The 18612-nt window shown below is 33.5% G+C and carries 21 protein-coding genes and 1 riboswitch; of the genes, 2 read left to right on the forward strand and 19 right to left on the reverse strand.

All coding sequences use genetic code 11. The annotated features are described in order from the left end of the window. Positions 1–94 precede the first annotated feature (94 nt). Positions 95–361 (forward strand): DUF3055 domain-containing protein, encoded by a 267-nt coding sequence (locus tag ISP08_RS09290; protein ID WP_195718432.1) that lies wholly within the window; start codon positions 95–97, stop codon positions 359–361. A gap of 123 nt (positions 362–484) precedes the next feature. Here the strand turns inward: ISP08_RS09290 and ISP08_RS09295 are convergent, their stop codons facing one another. The 18 genes from ISP08_RS09295 to ISP08_RS09375 all read right to left on the reverse strand — a co-directional run bounded on the left by ISP08_RS09295 (position 485) and on the right by ISP08_RS09375 (position 17309). Further along, positions 485–865, reverse strand: a complete 381-nt coding sequence (locus tag ISP08_RS09295; RefSeq protein WP_195718433.1) for a YutD family protein — start codon at positions 863–865, stop codon at positions 485–487. A 180-nt stretch (positions 866–1045) separates the two neighbouring features. Next, positions 1046–1969 carry a lipoyl synthase gene (lipA, locus tag ISP08_RS09300; protein ID WP_048792654.1) on the reverse strand — a complete coding sequence of 308 codons (924 nt, stop codon included), beginning with the start codon at positions 1967–1969 and terminating at the stop codon, positions 1046–1048. An 82-nt stretch (positions 1970–2051) separates the two neighbouring features. Then, positions 2052–3371, reverse strand: a complete 1320-nt coding sequence (locus ISP08_RS09305; protein ID WP_195718434.1) for a bifunctional metallophosphatase/5'-nucleotidase — start codon at positions 3369–3371, stop codon at positions 2052–2054. Between the two features lie 68 nt (positions 3372–3439). Beyond that, positions 3440–4288 (reverse strand): DUF72 domain-containing protein, encoded by an 849-nt coding sequence (locus tag ISP08_RS09310; RefSeq protein ID WP_195718435.1) that lies wholly within the window; start codon positions 4286–4288, stop codon positions 3440–3442. A 150-nt stretch (positions 4289–4438) separates the two neighbouring features. Further along, a complete protein-coding gene (locus ISP08_RS12895; RefSeq protein ID WP_229294072.1) occupies positions 4439–5503 on the reverse strand; it encodes an NAD(P)H-dependent flavin oxidoreductase in 1065 nt (354 codons plus the stop codon). Between the two features lie 27 nt (positions 5504–5530). Next, a complete protein-coding gene (locus tag ISP08_RS12900; RefSeq protein WP_229294073.1) occupies positions 5531–6541 on the reverse strand; it encodes a hemolysin family protein in 1011 nt (336 codons plus the stop codon). Between the two features lie 305 nt (positions 6542–6846). Continuing rightward, positions 6847–8244 carry a Fe-S cluster assembly protein SufB gene (sufB, locus tag ISP08_RS09320; RefSeq protein ID WP_048792649.1) on the reverse strand — a complete coding sequence of 466 codons (1398 nt, stop codon included), beginning with the start codon at positions 8242–8244 and terminating at the stop codon, positions 6847–6849. A 199-nt stretch (positions 8245–8443) separates the two neighbouring features. Continuing rightward, positions 8444–8893: a Fe-S cluster assembly sulfur transfer protein SufU gene (gene sufU / locus ISP08_RS09325; protein WP_048792648.1), complete on the reverse strand. Its 450-nt coding sequence runs from the start codon at positions 8891–8893 to the stop codon at positions 8444–8446. Further along, entirely contained in the window at positions 8883–10121 is a 1239-nt protein-coding gene (locus tag ISP08_RS09330) for a cysteine desulfurase (RefSeq protein WP_239682597.1), read from the reverse strand. The genes sufU and ISP08_RS09330 overlap by 11 nt, the downstream gene beginning before the upstream one ends. Positions 10122–10241: 120 nt before the next feature. After that, a complete protein-coding gene (gene sufD, locus ISP08_RS09335; protein WP_048792646.1) occupies positions 10242–11549 on the reverse strand; it encodes a Fe-S cluster assembly protein SufD in 1308 nt (435 codons plus the stop codon). A 96-nt stretch (positions 11550–11645) separates the two neighbouring features. Further along, entirely contained in the window at positions 11646–12407 is a 762-nt protein-coding gene (gene sufC / locus ISP08_RS09340) for a Fe-S cluster assembly ATPase SufC (RefSeq protein WP_048792645.1), read from the reverse strand. Positions 12408–12775: 368 nt separating this feature from the next. Further along, a complete protein-coding gene (locus ISP08_RS09345; RefSeq protein WP_048792644.1) occupies positions 12776–13585 on the reverse strand; it encodes a MetQ/NlpA family ABC transporter substrate-binding protein in 810 nt (269 codons plus the stop codon). Positions 13586–13603: 18 nt separating this feature from the next. Beyond that, the gene (locus ISP08_RS09350; protein WP_195718436.1) at positions 13604–14299 is read right to left on the reverse strand and encodes a methionine ABC transporter permease; all 696 of its coding nucleotides are present in this window, start codon (positions 14297–14299) and stop codon (positions 13604–13606) included. Beyond that, positions 14292–15317 (reverse strand): methionine ABC transporter ATP-binding protein, encoded by a 1026-nt coding sequence (locus tag ISP08_RS09355; protein WP_195718437.1) that lies wholly within the window; start codon positions 15315–15317, stop codon positions 14292–14294. The genes ISP08_RS09350 and ISP08_RS09355 overlap by 8 nt, the downstream gene beginning before the upstream one ends. 83 nt (positions 15318–15400) lie before the next feature. After that, positions 15401–15509, reverse strand: a riboswitch (SAM riboswitch). A gap of 51 nt (positions 15510–15560) precedes the next feature. Further along, positions 15561–15863 carry a thioredoxin family protein gene (locus ISP08_RS09360; protein ID WP_048792641.1) on the reverse strand — a complete coding sequence of 101 codons (303 nt, stop codon included), beginning with the start codon at positions 15861–15863 and terminating at the stop codon, positions 15561–15563. Continuing rightward, positions 15860–16252, reverse strand: coding sequence for a toprim domain-containing protein (locus tag ISP08_RS09365; protein WP_195718438.1), 393 nt, complete (start codon positions 16250–16252; stop codon positions 15860–15862). Before ISP08_RS09365 ends, ISP08_RS09360 begins: the two co-directional genes overlap by 4 nt. A 173-nt stretch (positions 16253–16425) precedes the next feature. Further along, positions 16426–16806 carry a glycine cleavage system protein GcvH gene (gene gcvH, locus ISP08_RS09370; protein WP_195718439.1) on the reverse strand — a complete coding sequence of 127 codons (381 nt, stop codon included), beginning with the start codon at positions 16804–16806 and terminating at the stop codon, positions 16426–16428. Positions 16807–16955: 149 nt separating this feature from the next. Further along, positions 16956–17309 carry an arsenate reductase family protein gene (locus ISP08_RS09375; protein WP_048792638.1) on the reverse strand — a complete coding sequence of 118 codons (354 nt, stop codon included), beginning with the start codon at positions 17307–17309 and terminating at the stop codon, positions 16956–16958. 146 nt (positions 17310–17455) lie between these two features. Here ISP08_RS09375 and ISP08_RS09380 point away from each other — a divergent pair, with 146 nt between their 5' ends. Next, the gene (locus ISP08_RS09380; protein WP_195718440.1) at positions 17456–17776 is read left to right on the forward strand and encodes a thioredoxin family protein; all 321 of its coding nucleotides are present in this window, start codon (positions 17456–17458) and stop codon (positions 17774–17776) included. A 296-nt stretch (positions 17777–18072) separates the two neighbouring features. Here ISP08_RS09380 and ISP08_RS09385 read toward each other — a convergent pair whose 3' ends face one another. Next, a complete protein-coding gene (locus tag ISP08_RS09385) occupies positions 18073–18612 on the reverse strand; it encodes a nitroreductase family protein (protein WP_048792636.1) in 540 nt (179 codons plus the stop codon).

An 18612-nucleotide genomic window follows, 5' to 3' on the forward strand; every position in this document is an offset into this window, starting at 1 on the left:
GTTAAATTCATTAGTGGTTATACTGAGAACTAAAGATTTGCAAAATAAAATTAATCATTTTACGCTTAGTAAAATATAGAAAGAAGGTCGTTTTATGATAGATATGTATTTATATGATGATGATGAGACTGCACAAGTGCAATTTGTTGGTTTCGTTGGCGAGGAAAGTCGTTATGATTTAATGCTCGTACAGACTGATCGTCATTTTGGTAAAACCATAGTATTAAATATTCAAACGAATAAATTTGGTATTATAGGAACGGACGATTTAGAAGAAGAAGGTTATATCGCATACATATTAGGCGTTAGTGAAGCAGAAGGCAATGAATTAAATGCCTTTTTAGCAGAGAGAATTCAATAGTAATTAAATAAGCAGTTTATATTAATCCTAAATAAAAAAGGCAAATTCTATTTAAAGTAGATAGAATTTGCCTTTTAAAGTATAAACTAATATTCTTTCTTACGCGCGCTGCGAAACTATTAGTTATTCTTCAGTATTTTGAATTGTCGGTTGAATTTTAACGTCTTTCAATTTATCTTCCGGAGTTTCTTCGGCAGATGTTTGTGCTGACGTATTATTTTTCGTTACTTCGGCTGTCACGTTTTGAGCAATAAAATATGGGCAACCAAAGTTACAATACTCTAGCAAATAATCTTGAATTGTAGAGAAACGTTTGCTTAACTCAGCTTTTTTGTTGGTATCTTTATAAAAACCTTTTAGGCGAAGCTGATCATAACCATAATCACCTACAACATAGTCGTATTTGTCTAAAATATCAGAATAGCGTCCAACAAATTTTTCTTCATCAAAACATTCTCTGTATTCTTCTATTAGTTCAAAAAACTGATCATTTACTTTTATCATTAGATTTCACCTTGATTTTATATTAGATCAAATATGTTCCGATATAAGTTAAATATCGATGACACATATCTTCTCAGGTTTTACAGTAACTAATTATTTTAATTGTTACTATAAAGACTTAGTCCACCATATGTAAAAATACATACGTGTAAACTAAGTCTAAAATTAATTCATATTAAATTATTGTTCTGCGTTGAGTTGGGCTTCACCAAGACGTTGTTTTTCTTTAGCCGCTTCGTTTACTTGTTCATCTGCGTGATATGAACTTCTTACAAGTGGACCAGCTTGACAGTGTTTAAAGCCTTTATCCATAGCAATTTTACGTAATTTACCAAACTCTAATGGTGTATAGTATTTTTCAACTTTCAAGTGTTTACGTGATGGTTGTAAATATTGTCCAATTGTTAAAATATCTACGTCATTCGCACGTAAATCATCCATAGTTTCATAAATTTCTTCGTAAGTTTCACCTAAACCTACCATAAAGCTAGATTTTGTAGGTATTTCTGGTTGTAATTCTTTTGAGCGTCGTAAAAATTCTAAAGTTCTATCATAAGTAGCACGTGCACGAACTCTCGGCGTTAAGCGACGTACCGTTTCTATATTATGGTTTAAAATATCTGGTTTAGAAGCCATTAATGTTTCTAAAGCTTCGTAATCTCCACCCATATCTGATGGCAATATTTCAATAGTTGTATATGGGTTACGCGCACGTACTTTACGTACTGTTTCAGCATAAACGTTTGAACCCGCATCTCTTAGGTCATCTCTTGCTACCGCTGTGATAACTACGTGTTTTAAGTTCATCAATTCTACTGATTCAGCAACTCTTTCTGGTTCGCCTAAATCTAATTCGTTTGGTAATCCTGTTTTAACAGCACAGAATCTACAAGCACGGGTACAAACCGCACCTAAAATCATAAATGTTGCAGTTCGACGTTCACCCCAACACTCATGTATATTTGGACACTTTGCTTCTTCACAAACTGTATGTAAGTTCTTTTCACGCATCATTTTCTTGAGGCCAGTGTAATTTTCATTCGTGTTAAGCTTTATTTTTAACCAATCTGGTTTACGTAATATTTCTTCATTTTTAGTAGCCATAACAACGCTTACCCTCCTGTATAAATATCTCTAACTATTATAACTAACTTCACACCAAATTAAAACGTAAATTAGGCATAAATTAATATTGTAACAATTTCTTCTTAAATATATCTCTTAAAAAGTCCGGCATTAAGTACTCTATTTGTTGGTCTTTTAACATTGGAAAATATCTTCCAAAAGTATACATATCAACTGTTCCTAACGTATAAATATGGTCATCAATAATTTCTTCACCATCGATAAAGTAACGATTTTCTGACTCAATAAAACCAATATTATATAAGATATATCCACCAAAGATATTTCCTCTAAAACCTAAACCTTGTGCTTGAGAATTAATATATTCTTGCTTTTGACTTTTAATCACAACTTCTTTTAACATTTCACCTGATAATCTAATTCTAACTGCATTAATTGGATGTGGTAACATTTGATGTATATCATATTCAGTAACAATTTTATCGTCTATCTCTTTCACTATTAACCCTGCATTAATTATCGTACAATCAGCACCTGTAAAATATTGTAAGCTTTCTGCTAGCAAATATGCCGTTTTACTAATGAAGTTTGTTTCTCGAGGTAGCGATATCGGTCTATCTGTAACTGCCTCATCCATTAATGCTTGCCCTTCTTCAGCGAAATTTGTTTCTGTTTCAGGTAAAGTCTCTAGGGGGTGAATCGTAGCTTTTTTGGACGTCACTTTGCTGTTTTCAATGTCTAAAGTTACTTCACCTAAGTAGTGACCATATTTTCCTGCCGCTGCCATTAAAACGCCATTATTGACTTCGCCATTTTCAAAATAATGATGCGTATGGCTCCCTAAAATTACGTCTATCTCGGGAATCTCTTGGCATAATTTTTCATCAAAAAAGACGCCGACATGACTCATTATGATTAACACATCATATTGACCCTCATTCGCATGAATTTCATCTTTAATGGCCTCTAATGGATTTGTAACCACCCAATCTAACGCTCTATAAAACGGTGTAAAAGGCGCAGTAGCAGCTACAAATAATATACGTACGCCATCAATAGTTTTAATATAAGATGACGAAATGTTATGTGGTAAATGCCCTTCTTTATCAAAAACATTCGCACACGTCACTGCAAAATTTGCGTCATTATATAAATTATTGAGTGACTCGTGTGATATCGTCATGCCTTCATTGTTACCTATCGTTGCAATATCACAATGCGCTTCATTTAATAAAGCTACGTTCCTAATCCCCATTGTTGCTTGAGTCACTGGTGCCGATAAATCTACATGGTCTCCAATATCTAAGTATAGAGAGGGGTGTGTTAATTGTGATCTTACATCAGCTAAATAGGCTGAAATTCTTGAATATTCGTGTAGATGACTATGTATATCATTAGTATGATAAATAGTTAATTGCATCTATATCCTCTCCTGATAACTTACAAAGTTAGAAATTTAAACTTCAGATAATGCTCTATATTCTTCCATTAAAATAAGCGCAATTGTTGCGGTGCCAAACCATCATAATCTATACCTAATATTTTCTGGTAAGTTTTAGCGTTGTTAGCCGCATGCCCTCCAGAATTATTGTTAAATACGACATAAACGTCGCTAGCTTTCTGATCCAACACTTTTACTTTATTTGCTAAATGTGTTAACTCTTCCTTGCTATAATCATATAAATAACGTACATCGCGCCATTTTTCATCTGTCATATCTTGTTTGGTCCAACCATGCGTATTACGTCCATGGTATCTCACAAATGCAACGCTATTAGTAATTCTGTTTACTAAAGGTATAGAACCTTGGCCTACTTGAGGTTCATCACATACAGAATGGATAATATTTTGCTCTGTTAAAAATGATAATGTCTGCTCTTTAAAATCATCAGAAAACCATGACTGATGTCGAAATTCAACACAAATAGGAAATGCTTTTAGTTGTGCTCTAATGTACCTAATGTATGTAATATTCTGTGCAGTACAATCAAACCATGGCGGAAATTGAACTAATACCATCGCGAGTTTGTTTTCTTGCTTTAATGGTTCTAGCATGAGTTTAAACTGATCTATTAATTCTTGTCTTGATTCTGCGTATTCTTTATAATCTGCATGTAAAGTTAATGCTTGATGTATTTTTACTATGAATTTAAATTTTTCGGGTGTTTCTTTCATCCATTTTAATATATTTCGTTCTGGTTGAATTGCATAATAAGATGCATCAAGTTCTACTATAGGAAAATGGCTTGCATATGTTTTTAACTTATCTGATTTTCGTTGTAGATCTTCATATAAAGTATCATGATCACCCCAACCTGTGAGTCCAATATTTATCATTCATATCACCGACTACATAATACCATACATATAATAATTCATTCACTTGTTTAAGCTTAATTAAACGCTTTTCTCATATAAAAAGCACCACTACACTCATCAATAGTTTTTACATAAAAACTATCTTTCAATGTAATGATGCTTAACTCATTAATATTCTAATACTTTTCTTGATTGATTAAGGATATGTTGTATTAAGTCATCGACACTAACTGCTTGAGCAAGTCTTGGACTTTGCCCACTCCATAAATGCGTCATGTCGGCATCGCCTTGTTGCACGGCTGCCTTGCGAATAGCATTTGTTAGTTGATTTTGTATAGGATAACTTGGAATATCATCATCGTATTTATTCATTTCATGGATAAACTCATTATCTATGCCTCGAGCTGGTTTACCACTAAACACGGGTGTAACTACTGTATCCGTCTCTTTACTATTCAATATAGCATTGCGTAAAACGTTATTGGCGCCACTTTCCAACGTAGTTAAAAATGCTGTACCCATCTGTACCGCTTGGGCCCCTAATGCCATACTGGCTATTAATCCTCTACCGTCCATAATTCCACCCGCAGCGACAACTGGAATAGAAACATTATCAACAATTTGTGGTATTAATGACATTGTACCTACGAGTGCGCCATTATTACTTGTATCAATAAATGAACCACGATGACCACCCGCTTCACTGCCTTGCGCAACGACTATATCAATGCCTGCATCTTCGTTAGCTTTCGCTTCGTCAACGGATGTCGCAGTGCCTAATAAAGTCACATGGTGTGCTTTCAATTTGGCAATTGTTTCCTGATTAGGAATACCAAAAGTAAACGCAACAATAGGTACTTGCTTATGAATAATTATATCTATAGCCCGTTCAAATTGTTGTTGTTCAGTTATATTCACTACTGGTTCTTCTAAATTAAATGCCTTGCGGTAAGGTTTGAGCCAAGTTTGCATATGTTCGACAAGTCCATTGTCTATTTCGTTATTACTTGGAACAAATAAATTCACCGCAAATGGTTTAGTAGTTAAGCCCTTCACTTCATCAATTTCATTTTCCAGTTTTTCACCATCGAAGTATCCGGCACCTATCATGCCTAAACCACCAGCATTACATACCGCAGCAACTAATTCTGGCGTTGTACTTCCAGCCATACCTGCTTGAATTATCGGATAATCTATATTTAAGCGTTTTGTAAGCTGTGTTGACAATTGCATCTTTAACACCTCTCGATTAATGGTTAATTATTTTTTCTTCAAGTTTGAAGATAATTTTTCTTCCTCTTCTTCATCCATTTCATCTTCAATTTCCATACCAAGCATTTCTTCAATTAAATCCTCATGAGAAACAATACCATCCGTACCACCATATTCATCTAACACAATCGCTAAGTGCTTACGCGTTACGGTCATTTTTCTTAATACCCACTCAGCTTTATTGTGCTCATTCACAAATAATGGCACTGAAGTATAATCAACAATTGATTTATCTTGTTCATGATTCCATGCTAACAAATACTTAGAGTGAAAGACCCCAACAATGTTATCAATGTCACCTTCATAAACTGGATATCTAGTATATGGATTTGATTTTACCGTTTCATATACCTCTTCGTAGCTAGTATCATCCGAAAATGCCGTTACATTAATTCTTGGTGTCGTATTCACATCGTTAATTTTTAATTTATCAAAATCCATAACGCCTTGAATACGTTTACTTTCCATCTCATTAAATGCGCCTTCACTACCAGCGATTGTTACAAGTTGTCGTATTTCTTCTTTAGAATATTTTTGTTCACTTTCCTGATTTTTTGTTAATGCGTGATGAATACTATCCGTTAGTCCGTTTAGAATCATAGTTATGGGTTTAAAGATCATTGTAATCAATTTTAGTGGCCCATAAATAAAACGACCGACTCCATTCGGAATTGATGCTGCAATAGATTTCGGAATGACTTCACCTATTAATATAACTGCTATAATTGACAGTATAATTGTGCCAATAATATTCAAACTATGATTAATTGCGACAATAGTCATTAACGTTAAAATCAATAAATTCACTATTGTGTTGCACACTAAAATTGTCGTTATAAAATCACTTGGTTTATGTAAAAAATCTAATAGCTTTTGTGCTTTTTTATTTCCTTGTTGTGCTTCTTCGCTTAATTTAATTTTATTTATAGCAGTCAATGCTGTTTCACTACTTGAAAAGAAAAACGAGGCTAACAATAAAATGATTATCGATATAACCAAAAAGCATATCCCCTTCGTTATGTTTTATTTGCTGTTTTAATACTTATTCCCTAACACATTTACTAAAAACAACTTTGTTAATGAAATAACTTAATTCTGACTCTCATTTTTATTCATCAGAATGTATGTATTCAATATAGTTTAACACGATACCTACGCTTAATGTTAAACATAAAGTGTTCTAGATCAAAATTCATTTATTCTGTTAATCTTGAACTTGCGTCATTTTCACTCGTCATAACGATAAAAAAGAGGCGCCCGAAGGACACCTCTATATATTATCTTTACACAATAGATTCGATTTATTAACCGATTGAACCTTCCATTTCGAATTTGATTAGTCGGTTCATTTCAACTGCGTATTCCATTGGTAATTCTTTTGTGAATGGTTCAATGAAGCCCATTACGATCATTTCTGTCGCTTCTTCCTCTGAAATACCACGACTCATTAGATAGAATAACTGTTCTTCAGAAACTTTAGACACTTTCGCTTCGTGTTCTAATGAGATGTTATCGTTAAATACTTCGTTGTAAGGAATAGTATCAGAAGTTGATTCATTATCTAAAATCAACGTATCACATTCAATATTTGAACGTGCACCTTTCGCTTTACGTCCGAAGTGAACGATACCACGATAAACAACTTTTCCGCCATCTTTTGAAATAGATTTTGAAACAATTGTTGAAGAAGTATTTGGTGCTTTGTGAATCATTTTCGCACCGGCATCTTGTACTTGACCTTTACCTGCAAAGGCAATTGATAAAGTACTACCTTTAGCACCTTCGCCCATAAGGACACAGTTAGGGTATTTCATTGTTAACTTAGAACCTAAGTTACCGTCTACCCATTCCATATTACCATTCTCATAAACTAATGTACGTTTAGTAACTAAGTTATAAACATTGTTAGCCCAGTTTTGAATTGTAGTATAACGCACGTGAGCATCTTTATGAACAATAATTTCAACTACTGCTGAGTGTAGTGAACTTGTTGTGTAAACTGGAGCAGTACAACCTTCTACGTAGTTTACTGAAGCTCCTTCATCAGCAATAATTAGTGTACGTTCGAATTGACCCATATTTTCTGAGTTAATACGGAAATATGCTTGTAATGGTGTATCTAATTTAATGTTCTTAGGAACATAAATAAATGAACCACCAGACCATACAGCTGAGTTTAATGCAGAAAACTTATTGTCAGCAGCAGGTACTACTGATGCAAAGTACTCTTTGAATAATTCTTCATTTTCTCTTAAGGCACTGTCAGTATCTTTAAAGATAATACCTTTTTCTTCAAGTTCTTTTTCCATATTATGGTAAACAACTTCTGATTCATATTGTGCAGATACACCTGCAAGGTATTTTTGTTCTGCTTCTGGAATACCTAATTTATCAAATGTACGTTTAATTTCTTCTGGAACTTCATCCCATGAACGTTCAGCGTGTTCAGATGGTTTTACATAATACGTAATATCATCGAAGTCTAATTCAGATAAATCTCCACCCCACTGTGGCATTGGCATTTTATAGAAATACTTCAATGCTTTAAGTCTGAAATCAAGCATCCATTCTGGCTCTTCTTTCATATTGGAAATTTCTTTAACGATGTTTTCTGTTAAACCTCGTTCTGATCTGAAAATGGAAACATCTTCTTCGTGGAAACCATATTTGTAATCTCCAACATCAGGTGCTTTCTTAGCCATGTTAATCACTCCTTTTATATATTTAAAGCCTCATCCGTGCGAGTTATATTTATTTAAAATTGTAACAAGTTGCATGGTATATTCATTTAAGCCACTACCAAGTTACATTAAACATTTGCTAGTTTAATCACCTTAGTGTTTTCATGTTGTTTATTCTAGTGTGAATGGCATATTACACTTTGTCAACGTATTGCACTGATTATTCTTCTGTTTTGCCTTCTTTTTCAACTGTACCTTTTTCTAATGCTTTCCATGCTAGCGTTGCACATTTAATACGTGCAGGGAATTGTGAAACACCTTGTAGCGCTTCAATGTCACCCATGTCTTCAGTAATTTCGTAATCTTCACCAAGCATCATCTTAGTGAATTGTTGGCTCATTTCCATAGCTTCTGCTAAAGTATGGCCTTTGATTGATTCCGTCATCATTGAAGCACTAGACATAGAAATAGAACAGCCTTCTCCATCGAATTTAGCGTCTTTTATAACGTTATCTTCGATATCAAACGTTAAATTGATACGATCCCCACATGTTGGATTGTTCATATCTACAGTCATCGTACCATTATCTAATTTCCCTTTATTTCTAGGATTTTTATAATGATCCATAATGACTGAGCGATATAATTGATCTAAATTATTAAAATTCATATGAGAAAAACTCCTTCGTTTGCTTCAACGCTTCAACTAATTGATCAATATCTTCAGTCGTGTTGTATATATAAAAACTAGCACGTGCAGTTGACGATTGATTTAACCATTTCATTAATGGTTGCGCACAATGGTGACCAGCACGCACAGCCACGCCTTCTGTATCGACAGCAGTAGCTACATCATGTGGATGAATATCTTTAATATTAAAAGTAATTACTCCAGCACGTCGCTCTTTTGGCGGGCCATATATTTCAATGCCATCAACAGTAGACATTTGTTCATAAGCATACTCAGTTAGTTGTTTTTCGTGTTCATGAATTGCATCGAAACCTAAATTTTCTAGATACTTAATCGCTTCACCAAGGCCAATCGCCTGTGCAATTAATGGTGTGCCTGCTTCAAATTTAGTTGGTAGGTCTGCCCATGTTGCATCGTAATTGCTTACAAAGTCAATCATGTCTCCGCCAAATTCAACAGGTTCCATTTCTTGTAATAATTTTCGTTTACCATATAAAACGCCTATACCCGTTGGTCCAAGCATTTTATGTCCACTAAAACTATAAAAGTCTACATCTAAATCTTGCATATCTAAAGCAGAATGAGGTGCAGCTTGTGCGCCATCAACACTTATAACAGCACCATGTTCATGTGCTACTTCAGTTATTGCTTTAACATCATTGATTGTACCTAATACGTTCGATACGTGAGCGATAGCTACAATTTTAGTATTATCATTGATTGTTGCTTTAACATCTTCGATATCTAGTTCGCCTTCAGCTGTCATTGGAATAAATTTAAGCTTGGCATTAGTTCTTTTTGCTAATTGTTGCCATGGCACGATATTGGCATGATGTTCCATTTCGGTAACAACAATTTCATCTCCAGGTTGTAAATTAGCATCACCATAACTACGTGCAACCACATTAATTGATGCTGTCGTACCACGTGTGAAAATAATTTCTTCGAAGTAACGTGCATTAATAAAACGTCTAACTGTTTCACGTGCACCTTCATAAGCATCAGTAGCTAATGAACCTAATGTGTGTACACCACGATGAACGTTAGAATTATATTTTTTATAATACTCGTCAAGTACGTTTAATACTTGCACGGGCGTTTGACTTGTTGCTGTAGTATCCAAATAAGCGAGACGTTTCCCATTAACTTGTTGGTTCAAAATAGGAAAGTCTTTAATAATTTCTTGAACATTTAATGATTCGGTCACATTACCCACAGACCTTTCTTAATTAAGAATCTCTGATTAGACCTTAGTTGAAGTTACTCAAATGCACTTCATACATATTTATATCAATCACTTTATTATAAGTGACTGTGCTAAGGTTTATTACTTGTTTACTTTTAATTCGATTACTTCACGTAATTGACGTTTAACATCTTCAATCGGTAATTCTCTAACAACAGGGTCTAAGAAACCGTGAATAACAAGTCTTTCAGCTTCTCTTTGTGAGATACCGCGACTCATTAGATAATAAAGTTGTTCTGGATCAACACGGCCAACAGATGCAGCATGTCCTGCTTCAACATCATCTTCGTCAATTAATAAGATAGGGTTAGCATCTCCACGTGCATTTTCAGACAACATTAATACACGAGACTCTTGGTTCGCGATTGATTTTGTACCACCGTGTTTGATATAACCAATACCATTAAATACAGATGATGCATTTTCACGCATAACACCATGTTTTAAAATGTAACCGTCTGTTTCTTTACCATATTGAACGATTTTAGAAGTAAGGTTTACTTTTTGATCACCAGTACCTACTACAACTGATTTTAATTCACTTGTTGAACGGTCACCTACTAAATTAGTTGTATTATCAATAATTTGGCTACCTTCGTTCATTAAGCCTAATGCCCAATTAATCGTAGCATCTGCATCTGCAGTACCTCTACGAATAATATGTCCAGTAAAGCCTTTATCTAAATAGTCAACTGAACCGTAAGTAATATTTGAGTTAGGCCCAGCAATTACTTCTGATACGATATTAAGTTGGTTACCTTCACCACTTGCATTTGAAAGATAGTTTTCAACGTAAGTTACTTCGGCACTTTGTTCAGTAGCTATAATAACGTGGTTATAAAAACTAGCATTTTCATCATCGTGTAATACGACATATTGAATTGGGTGTTCAACGACTACGTTTTTAGGTACATAGACGAAAACCCCACCATTCATTAATGCTGTGTGTAAAGCAGTAATACGGTGTTCATCGACAGATACCGCATCTTTCATATAATATTTTTGTACTAAATCAGGATGGTTAACTAAAGCTTCTGATAAGCCTTCTACAATTACGCCATCTTTTTCAGCTGATTGAGAAACACGTGTAAAAGCTAATGAATTATTATGTTGAATAATTAAGTTTTCTGATTTATCAACATCGATAATTGCTCTAACTTCTTGAGGTAATGCATCTAAATCGTTGTACGCTTCACCTGTTGTTTCAAATTGTTTAAATGAGTCAAAATCCCATCTATTTATTTTAGTTTTATCTGGTTTTGGCATTTCTAAAGTTTCAGTTAATTTTAACGCTTCTCTACGTAATTCCGTCATCCAAGAAGGTTCATTATGGGCTTGTGAATATTCAACAAGTTGCGCTTCAGAAATGTTCAAAGTTTCAGTCGTCATACTATTTTCCTCCCATTAAGATGATTAGTTGTTGCCTTGATTTGGATAAACTGACTTATTAAAAATTCAGTTATACAAATTAATATGAGTTGAGACTTATTCTGCAGCACCGTACTCTTCTTTAACCCATTCGTAACCTTCTTCTTCTAAACGTTTAGCTAATTCTGGTCCGCCTGATTTAACGACTTTACCACCGAACATTACATGTACTTTATCAGGTGTAATGTAGTTTAATAGACGTTGATAGTGAGTGATGATTAATGAACCAAACTCATCTCCACGCATTTCATTAATACCTTTAGAAACAACTTTCAATGCATCGATATCTAAACCAGAGTCGATTTCATCTAAAATTGCGAATTTTGGTTCTAACATTAATAATTGAAGAATTTCATTACGTTTTTTCTCACCGCCAGAGAAACCTTCATTTAAATAACGTTGTGCCATATCTTGATCGATGTCTAAGAAATCCATTTCTTTATCTAATTTTTTGATAAATTGCATTAAATTGATTTCTTCTCCTTCTTCACGTTTAGCATTAATTGCTGAACGCATAAAGTCAGCGTTTGTAACACCTGTAATTTCTGAAGGATACTGCATAGCTAAGAACAAGCCAGCTTTTGCACGATCGTCAACGTCAAGTTCTAATATATTCACACCGTCTAAAATAACTTCACCTTGAGTTACTTCGAAACTTGGGTGACCCATAATTGCAGATGATAATGTTGATTTACCAGTACCATTTGGTCCCATGATTGCATGAATCTCACCAGTATTAATTGTTAAATTAACACCTTTTAAAATTTCTTTATCTTCAATAGACACATGTAGGTCTTTGATCTCTAATGTTGATGGCATACATATTCCCTCCATAATAAATAATATGTTTTCCTAACTAGTTTATAATAATTTTAATCTACAGTCAAAAAACTGCAAACGCATTACATCGTCTAATTATAACGCACTTACTAGCTAATATAAACCTTTTGAACTAGTATTTTATAATAATTATTATAAAGCAACTATTTTTATTAAGCCTTACTTTCTGAAAGTAACTGATAATGATTAAACGTTTGTTCTCAATAGCTATATGGACCTTTTTGCTAAACTATAAGATTAACTTATAAGGTTATAAAACAAGTTATCTTATCATTTGTTTTCATTTTTATAGAAGTGAAATCTTATAAAAAACTCCCTTTCCAGAGGATAGGGAGTTTTTTTCTTTATTATTTAGCTGGCACAACCGCGCCGTCATATTTTTTATTAATGTAATCTTTGATTTTTTTAGAGTGTAAAACTTCCATTAAAGCTTTAACTTTCTTATCATCTTTGTGACCTTCTTTAACTGCAATTAAGTTAGCATAAGGATTGTCTTTAGATTTTTCTAAAGCGATCGAATCTTTACGTGGACTTAATTTTTGGTCGATAGCAAAGTTTGAGTTAATGATTACTGCGTCAGCTTTTTGATTTTGATAAATCTTAGGTAAGTACTCAGCTGATTGTTTATTGTTGAATTTAATATCTTTTTTGTTTTCTACAATATCGCTAAATTTAGCGTCTTCAATTTTCACGCCTTTTTTAATTTTAACTAATCCAGCATCTTTGAAGAATTTAATGAAACGGCCTTCTTCAGCTGGGTTATTTGAAACATAAACTGTAGCGCCTTTTGGTAAGTCTTTTAAGCTTTTATATTTTTTTGAATAAACAGCCATAGGTTCTAAGTGAACATCACCAGCTGATTCAATTTTATAATGCTTGTCTTTTTTCTCAGTGTTTAAATATGGTGTGTGTTGGAAATAGTTAGCATCGATTTCACCTTTATCTAACAATTTGTTAGGTGTTGTGTAATCGTTGATTGTTTTAATTTGTAAATCATAACCTTTATCTTTTAATAAAGGTTTAGCTTTTTCTAAAATTTCAGCATGTGGTGATGGTGATGCACCTACTGTGATTTTTTTATCATCTCCGCCTTTACCACAAGCGGCTAATACAACTGCTAAGATTGCAACTAACGCTAAACTTAAAAACTTCTTCATGTTAAGTCCCCTTTCGTTTTACCTTTTATCGATTTTATTTGTAGCCCAATCACCAATGAATTGGATAATAAATACTATGATTAAAATTAAAATTGTTGATACTAAGATGACATCATTTTGGTTACGCGTAAATCCTGTTAAATATGCTAAATTCCCTAATCCTCCTGCACCTATAACACCTGCTATTGCAGTTGAACCAACTAAGGCAATTGCAGTGACAGTGATACCTGAAACCAATGCAGGCATTGCTTCTGGTAATAATACTTTTCTTACAATAGTCCAAGTATTGGCTCCCATAGACCATGCCGCTTCAATAACACCTTTATCAATTTCCTTGAATGCTATTTCAACTAATCTAGCATAGAATGGTGCTGAACCTATGATTAATGCTGATAATGCACCAGACGGTCCACTAATTGTCCCTAAGACGATGCTTGTAAATGGAATTAGTAGCAAAATTAAAATAATGAATGGTATCGCTCTAAATAAGTTAACAATAAATGACACTATTGAATAAAACACTTTCGCAGTTTTAGAGTTACTTCTTGCAGAGAGGAATAATAGTACCCCTAAAATAATACCGAAAACAAACGCAAAAATAGTTGAAATCACTGTCATGTATAACGTTTCATATGTTGCTTGCCAAACTTCAGACCATTGGACATTTGGCATTGTTATCATTTCTTGCACAATTTCTCCAAATGACTTACCCATGACGTAACACCTCCACTGATACATGTTGTGACTCTAAGTTTTCTTTGAAAGTGTCGAATTGTTCAGTACCTACATTTGGCAAATGTAATACTAAAAATCCAATTGAACCATTTTTACTATTTTTAATATTTGCTTCTAATATATTCACATCTATATTATGCGTTTTAGTTATATATGAAACGATTGGTTCAGTCGTATTATTACCTACAAAGTTTAGTCTAACTATGTAATCTCCAGGTTGTAATGTATTTAATTCATCGATAGATTCATCAAAATCATCATTCAAATCGTCTTTAACAAAGCGTTTTGTCACTTGATGTTTCGGGTGTTCGAACACATCATTAACTGTCCCTTGTTCAATCACTCGTCCATTTTCCATTACTGCCACTTCATCGCAAATGCGACGAATCACATGCATTTCATGAGTGATTATTACGATTGTTATATTGCTTTGTTCCTTTATTTTCAACAAAAGATCAAGAATTTCGTCTGTCGTTTGAGGGTCTAATGCACTTGTCGCCTCATCACAAAGTAATACCGTTGGCTCATTTGCAAGTGCGCGCGCAATGCCGACACGTTGCTTTTGCCCACCTGAAAGCTGCGAAGGATATGCATTCTCTCTTCCCTGCAAGCCTACAAGCTCAATTAATTCCTTAGCTCTCTTTTTAGCTTGTTGGCGTGATACGCCAGCAATTTCTAAAGGAAATGTAATATTGTTTAATACGGTTCTAGACCATAACAAATTAAAGTGTTGAAATATCATGCTTACTTTTTGACGTTTTTGGCGTAATGCCGATTTAGACAACTGTCCTATATTGTCACCATCAATAATGACATCACCTGATGTTGGCTCTTCTAAATTGTTTAAAAGTCTAACTAAAGTACTTTTTCCCGCTCCTGAAAAACCAATCACGCCAAAAATTGAGCCAGTTTCTATGTTTAAATCAACATGATCGACAGCAAGTACTTCTTGCTTTTTCGTCTTATAACGTTTGACGATTTGATTTAACTCAATCATTGCGATTGCCTCCTTGTAATGCTCGATAAACTAAAAAATGCTTCCCCTATCTTATCCAGAATAGAGAAAGCAATTTATACTCTCTCTCATCTTTTAAAGTTAGCTTAACTTTATGTGAATTGGCACCATTTCTATTAATTAGACGGTTGCCGGGCTTCATAGGGCACATCCCTCCACCTCTCTCGATAAGAGTTACATGATTTAATTATTTTTTATCCTACCATTGCACTAATGATTCGTCAATTACTTTTTTAAATTTTCTAACAAATAAGGAACGGACTGAAAAGCGTATAATCTTTTTAGTTCTGAACCTTTTGACATTACCATTAAAACAGGCACTGACTGAATTTCATGTTGTTGACTAAAATCAGGATGTAAATTCAAATCAATTTTAGTTATTGGCAATTTTAAAATATCATTCGCAATATCTAACATTCTTTCTGAAACCTTACACGTGCCGCATGTAGGTGTATATCCGAAAATCAAGTGTTTGTCTTCGTTGAAATGTTCTTCTACATTTACTCGTTGTTCTTTTGTTACGTTCATGTTATCAAACTTACCCTTTCAGCTATGTTTTCTAATTGAGCTTTGTCTATCTGCTCTTCATCTTTAACTATAAAGCCATTTTTTTCTAGTATTCTAGATAAATATTGTTTGGGACATCGTGCTACTTCACAATATTGTTTGTCTACCTTTATATGTTTACTTTCACTTAAATATCTTTTGAACCAGCTGCGAATTTTTTCGCCTTCATCATCTGAATCAACTAAGATAAATACTTGTTTATCATAAAGTGTTTCAATCATACTATCAATTTTATCAATACTCATGGTACCGTTAGTGCAAATTATTTGTACAGGTTCATCAAGCACTTTTTTCACTTGCGTTTTATCCGATTTACCTTCAACAACAATAACTTTATTTAATATAGTCATGACATCCACCTTCTCAAAGTCAATTATCAACACGCTACTATACTATTCCACCATATATTTAATCATTAAACATAAATTATGGCCAAACGGCCAAAAATATACTAAGTCTTAATAAATTTTATACTAATAATAAAAACTCCTAGATATAAATATCAAGGAGTTCAACTTTTTAATTATTCGCCAATCATTTCTGAATATTGATCAGCTGATAATAAGCTTTCTAATTGGCTTTCATCAGTAATTTCTATTTTAACCATCCAAGCTTTCTCGTATGGAGATTCATTTACAAATTCAGGGCTGTCTTCTAACTCTTCATTTGCTTCTAAGACTTTACCTGAAATAGGCGCATATAATTCTGATACAGTTTTAACTGATTCTACGCTACCAAAAGTATCTCCTTCATTAATTTCATCGTCAACCTCTGGTAATTCAACAAAAACGATATCTCCTAGTTCGTTTTGTGCGTATTCAGTAATACCAATTGTTGCTGTATTGCCTTCAATTTTAACCCATTCATGATCTTTAGAATATTTTAATTCGCTCGGTACTGCCACAAGTATCCCCTCCTATATGAATTTACACTTTTATGATGCCATATGACGATGCTTAATGGCAACTGTTTATAATAAAAACGAAACAATAAGCGACATGTAATGATAAACATGCCCTAGTGTATAAACGCCCTATTTAATATAGCTATTGCTTACAGCCAAGTTTCTTTATAAACTTCTTCATTAAAACCTACTGTTGCCTTGTCCCCAGATATAGCTAACGGACGTTTTACAAGCATGCCATTTTCAGCTAATAAGTCTAACTTATCGTTATCTGACATTGAGCCCAACTTATCTTTGAGCCCTAACTCACGATATTTTGCGCCGTGTGTATTAAATAGTTTATTTACTTCTAAGCCAGTGCGTTCAATAATTTCTTTGAATTCACTTTTCGTTGGTGTGTGTTGAACAATATCAATAGGTTCGTAACTAACACCATATGCTTGTAAAAATTTAGCAGCTTTTTTACAAGTAGTACAATTAGGATATTGGTAAAATTTAATCATGTTTCTGTACCTCCTATACGTTATTATCACTAATATAGCAGAATTATATAAAAAACGCTTCTAATTTTAAGCTTAAAGTTTTTAATTACTTATAATTATTCGTTATAATATAAACTAATAAATTATAAAAAGGAGCGTTACTAGTTATGCAACATATTAAAACAAATGATGATTTTAACACTACTATAAATAGCGATAACCCGGTAATTGTTAAATTCGAAGCTGGTTGGTGTCCAGATTGTAAAGCCATGGATATGTGGATTGATCCAATACAAGAAAAATATAACGATTACAACTGGTATACAGTAAATAGAGATGAACTAGAAGATGTTGCTGCGGACAATGATGTCATGGGTATCCCTAGTTTATTAGTATTTAAAAACGGGGAAAAATTAGCGCATTTACATTCAGCAAATGCTAAATCACCTGAACAAGTTGAGTCTTTCTTAGCTGAAACATTCAATTAATTTATCCTAAATTCTATCTTGTAATAAATAACAACTCATTTCACTGATTTAATCAGTTAGAAATGAGTTGTTTTAGTATAAAAGGAACTATTTTTGAGATGCACTCACTACGATTACGTGGCAATTTAAAGTTAAACTTGAATAAAAATCCAAACTAAAAGCAGTAGCAATTATTATTAAAAATAAATTGCTACTGCTTATTTCTAGGACGTTTAAGTCCATAACGCTTGTGCTTAAAGTTTATATTAATCTAATTTGTAATTTCCTAGATTATTTATTAATTAAAGAGAGATTAACTAAAATTTGGTAATAATATTATTCGTATGACGCGGCGCATGTGGCATAGTATCTTGCATATCTGTTAGATATAAAAAGCCTACCAAGCTTTCGTCATCTTTGACGCCAAATTCTTTTCTTACTTGTGGCATGAAAATATATGGTGGTGTTTTCCAACATGTGCCGATATGCGCTTCATGTAGTAATAACATTAAATTTTGAGCAAATGTACCAAAAGCTAAATAGTTTTCTAAATTTTCTTTTTGTCTTGGATCATCTTTAACGATTAATGCTAACATACCGCCCAATTTTGTCACCGTATTATAGTGATCTTGTTGTTTATCTTTTTGATGAGGAAATGCCTTATCCGAAATTGCTTTACTCATATCACCTAATCTATCTTTAGCGATATGCACAACACGCCAAGGTTCTCTTAAGCCATGGTTTGGCGCATCAGATGATTGCTTTATAGCTTGATACAATGCTTCATCATCGATATACATATCTCTCTTAAATATTTTACAACTTCTTCTATTAGCGATTGCATCTTGTAGTTCCAT

Origin of the sequence: Staphylococcus lloydii (assembly GCF_015775975.1) — a bacterium.
Classification (GTDB): Bacteria; Bacillota; Bacilli; order Staphylococcales; family Staphylococcaceae; genus Staphylococcus; species Staphylococcus lloydii.

Bases quoted from the DNA above. Each gene is read 5' to 3' on its own strand.
- ISP08_RS12895 (WP_229294072.1), bottom strand. From the start codon at position 5,503: ATGCAATTGTCAACACAGCTTACAAAACGCTTAAATATAGATTATCCG.
- ISP08_RS09360 (WP_048792641.1), bottom strand. From the start codon at position 15,863: ATGAACGTAACAAAAGAACAACGAGTAAATGTAGAAGAACATTTCAAC.
- ISP08_RS09355 (WP_195718437.1), bottom strand. From the start codon at position 15,317: ATGATTGAGTTAAATCAAATCGTCAAACGTTATAAGACGAAAAAGCAA.
- ISP08_RS09385 (WP_048792636.1), bottom strand. From the start codon at position 18,612: ATGGAACTACAAGATGCAATCGCTAATAGAAGAAGTTGTAAAATATTT.
- sufD (WP_048792646.1), bottom strand. From the start codon at position 11,549: ATGACGACTGAAACTTTGAACATTTCTGAAGCGCAACTTGTTGAATAT.
- sufC (WP_048792645.1), bottom strand. From the start codon at position 12,407: ATGCCATCAACATTAGAGATCAAAGACCTACATGTGTCTATTGAAGAT.
- ISP08_RS09375 (WP_048792638.1), bottom strand. From the start codon at position 17,309: ATGATTAAATTTTACCAATATCCTAATTGTACTACTTGTAAAAAAGCT.
- ISP08_RS09350 (WP_195718436.1), bottom strand. From the start codon at position 14,299: ATGGGTAAGTCATTTGGAGAAATTGTGCAAGAAATGATAACAATGCCA.
- ISP08_RS09290 (WP_195718432.1), top strand. From the start codon at position 95: ATGATAGATATGTATTTATATGATGATGATGAGACTGCACAAGTGCAA.
- ISP08_RS09310 (WP_195718435.1), bottom strand. From the start codon at position 4,288: ATGATAAATATTGGACTCACAGGTTGGGGTGATCATGATACTTTATAT.
- lipA (WP_048792654.1), bottom strand. From the start codon at position 1,969: ATGGCTACTAAAAATGAAGAAATATTACGTAAACCAGATTGGTTAAAA.
- sufB (WP_048792649.1), bottom strand. From the start codon at position 8,244: ATGGCTAAGAAAGCACCTGATGTTGGAGATTACAAATATGGTTTCCAC.
- sufU (WP_048792648.1), bottom strand. From the start codon at position 8,893: ATGAATTTTAATAATTTAGATCAATTATATCGCTCAGTCATTATGGAT.
- ISP08_RS09365 (WP_195718438.1), bottom strand. From the start codon at position 16,252: ATGACTATATTAAATAAAGTTATTGTTGTTGAAGGTAAATCGGATAAA.
- ISP08_RS09380 (WP_195718440.1), top strand. From the start codon at position 17,456: ATGCAACATATTAAAACAAATGATGATTTTAACACTACTATAAATAGC.
- ISP08_RS09305 (WP_195718434.1), bottom strand. From the start codon at position 3,371: ATGCAATTAACTATTTATCATACTAATGATATACATAGTCATCTACAC.
- ISP08_RS09345 (WP_048792644.1), bottom strand. From the start codon at position 13,585: ATGAAGAAGTTTTTAAGTTTAGCGTTAGTTGCAATCTTAGCAGTTGTA.
- ISP08_RS09295 (WP_195718433.1), bottom strand. From the start codon at position 865: ATGATAAAAGTAAATGATCAGTTTTTTGAACTAATAGAAGAATACAGA.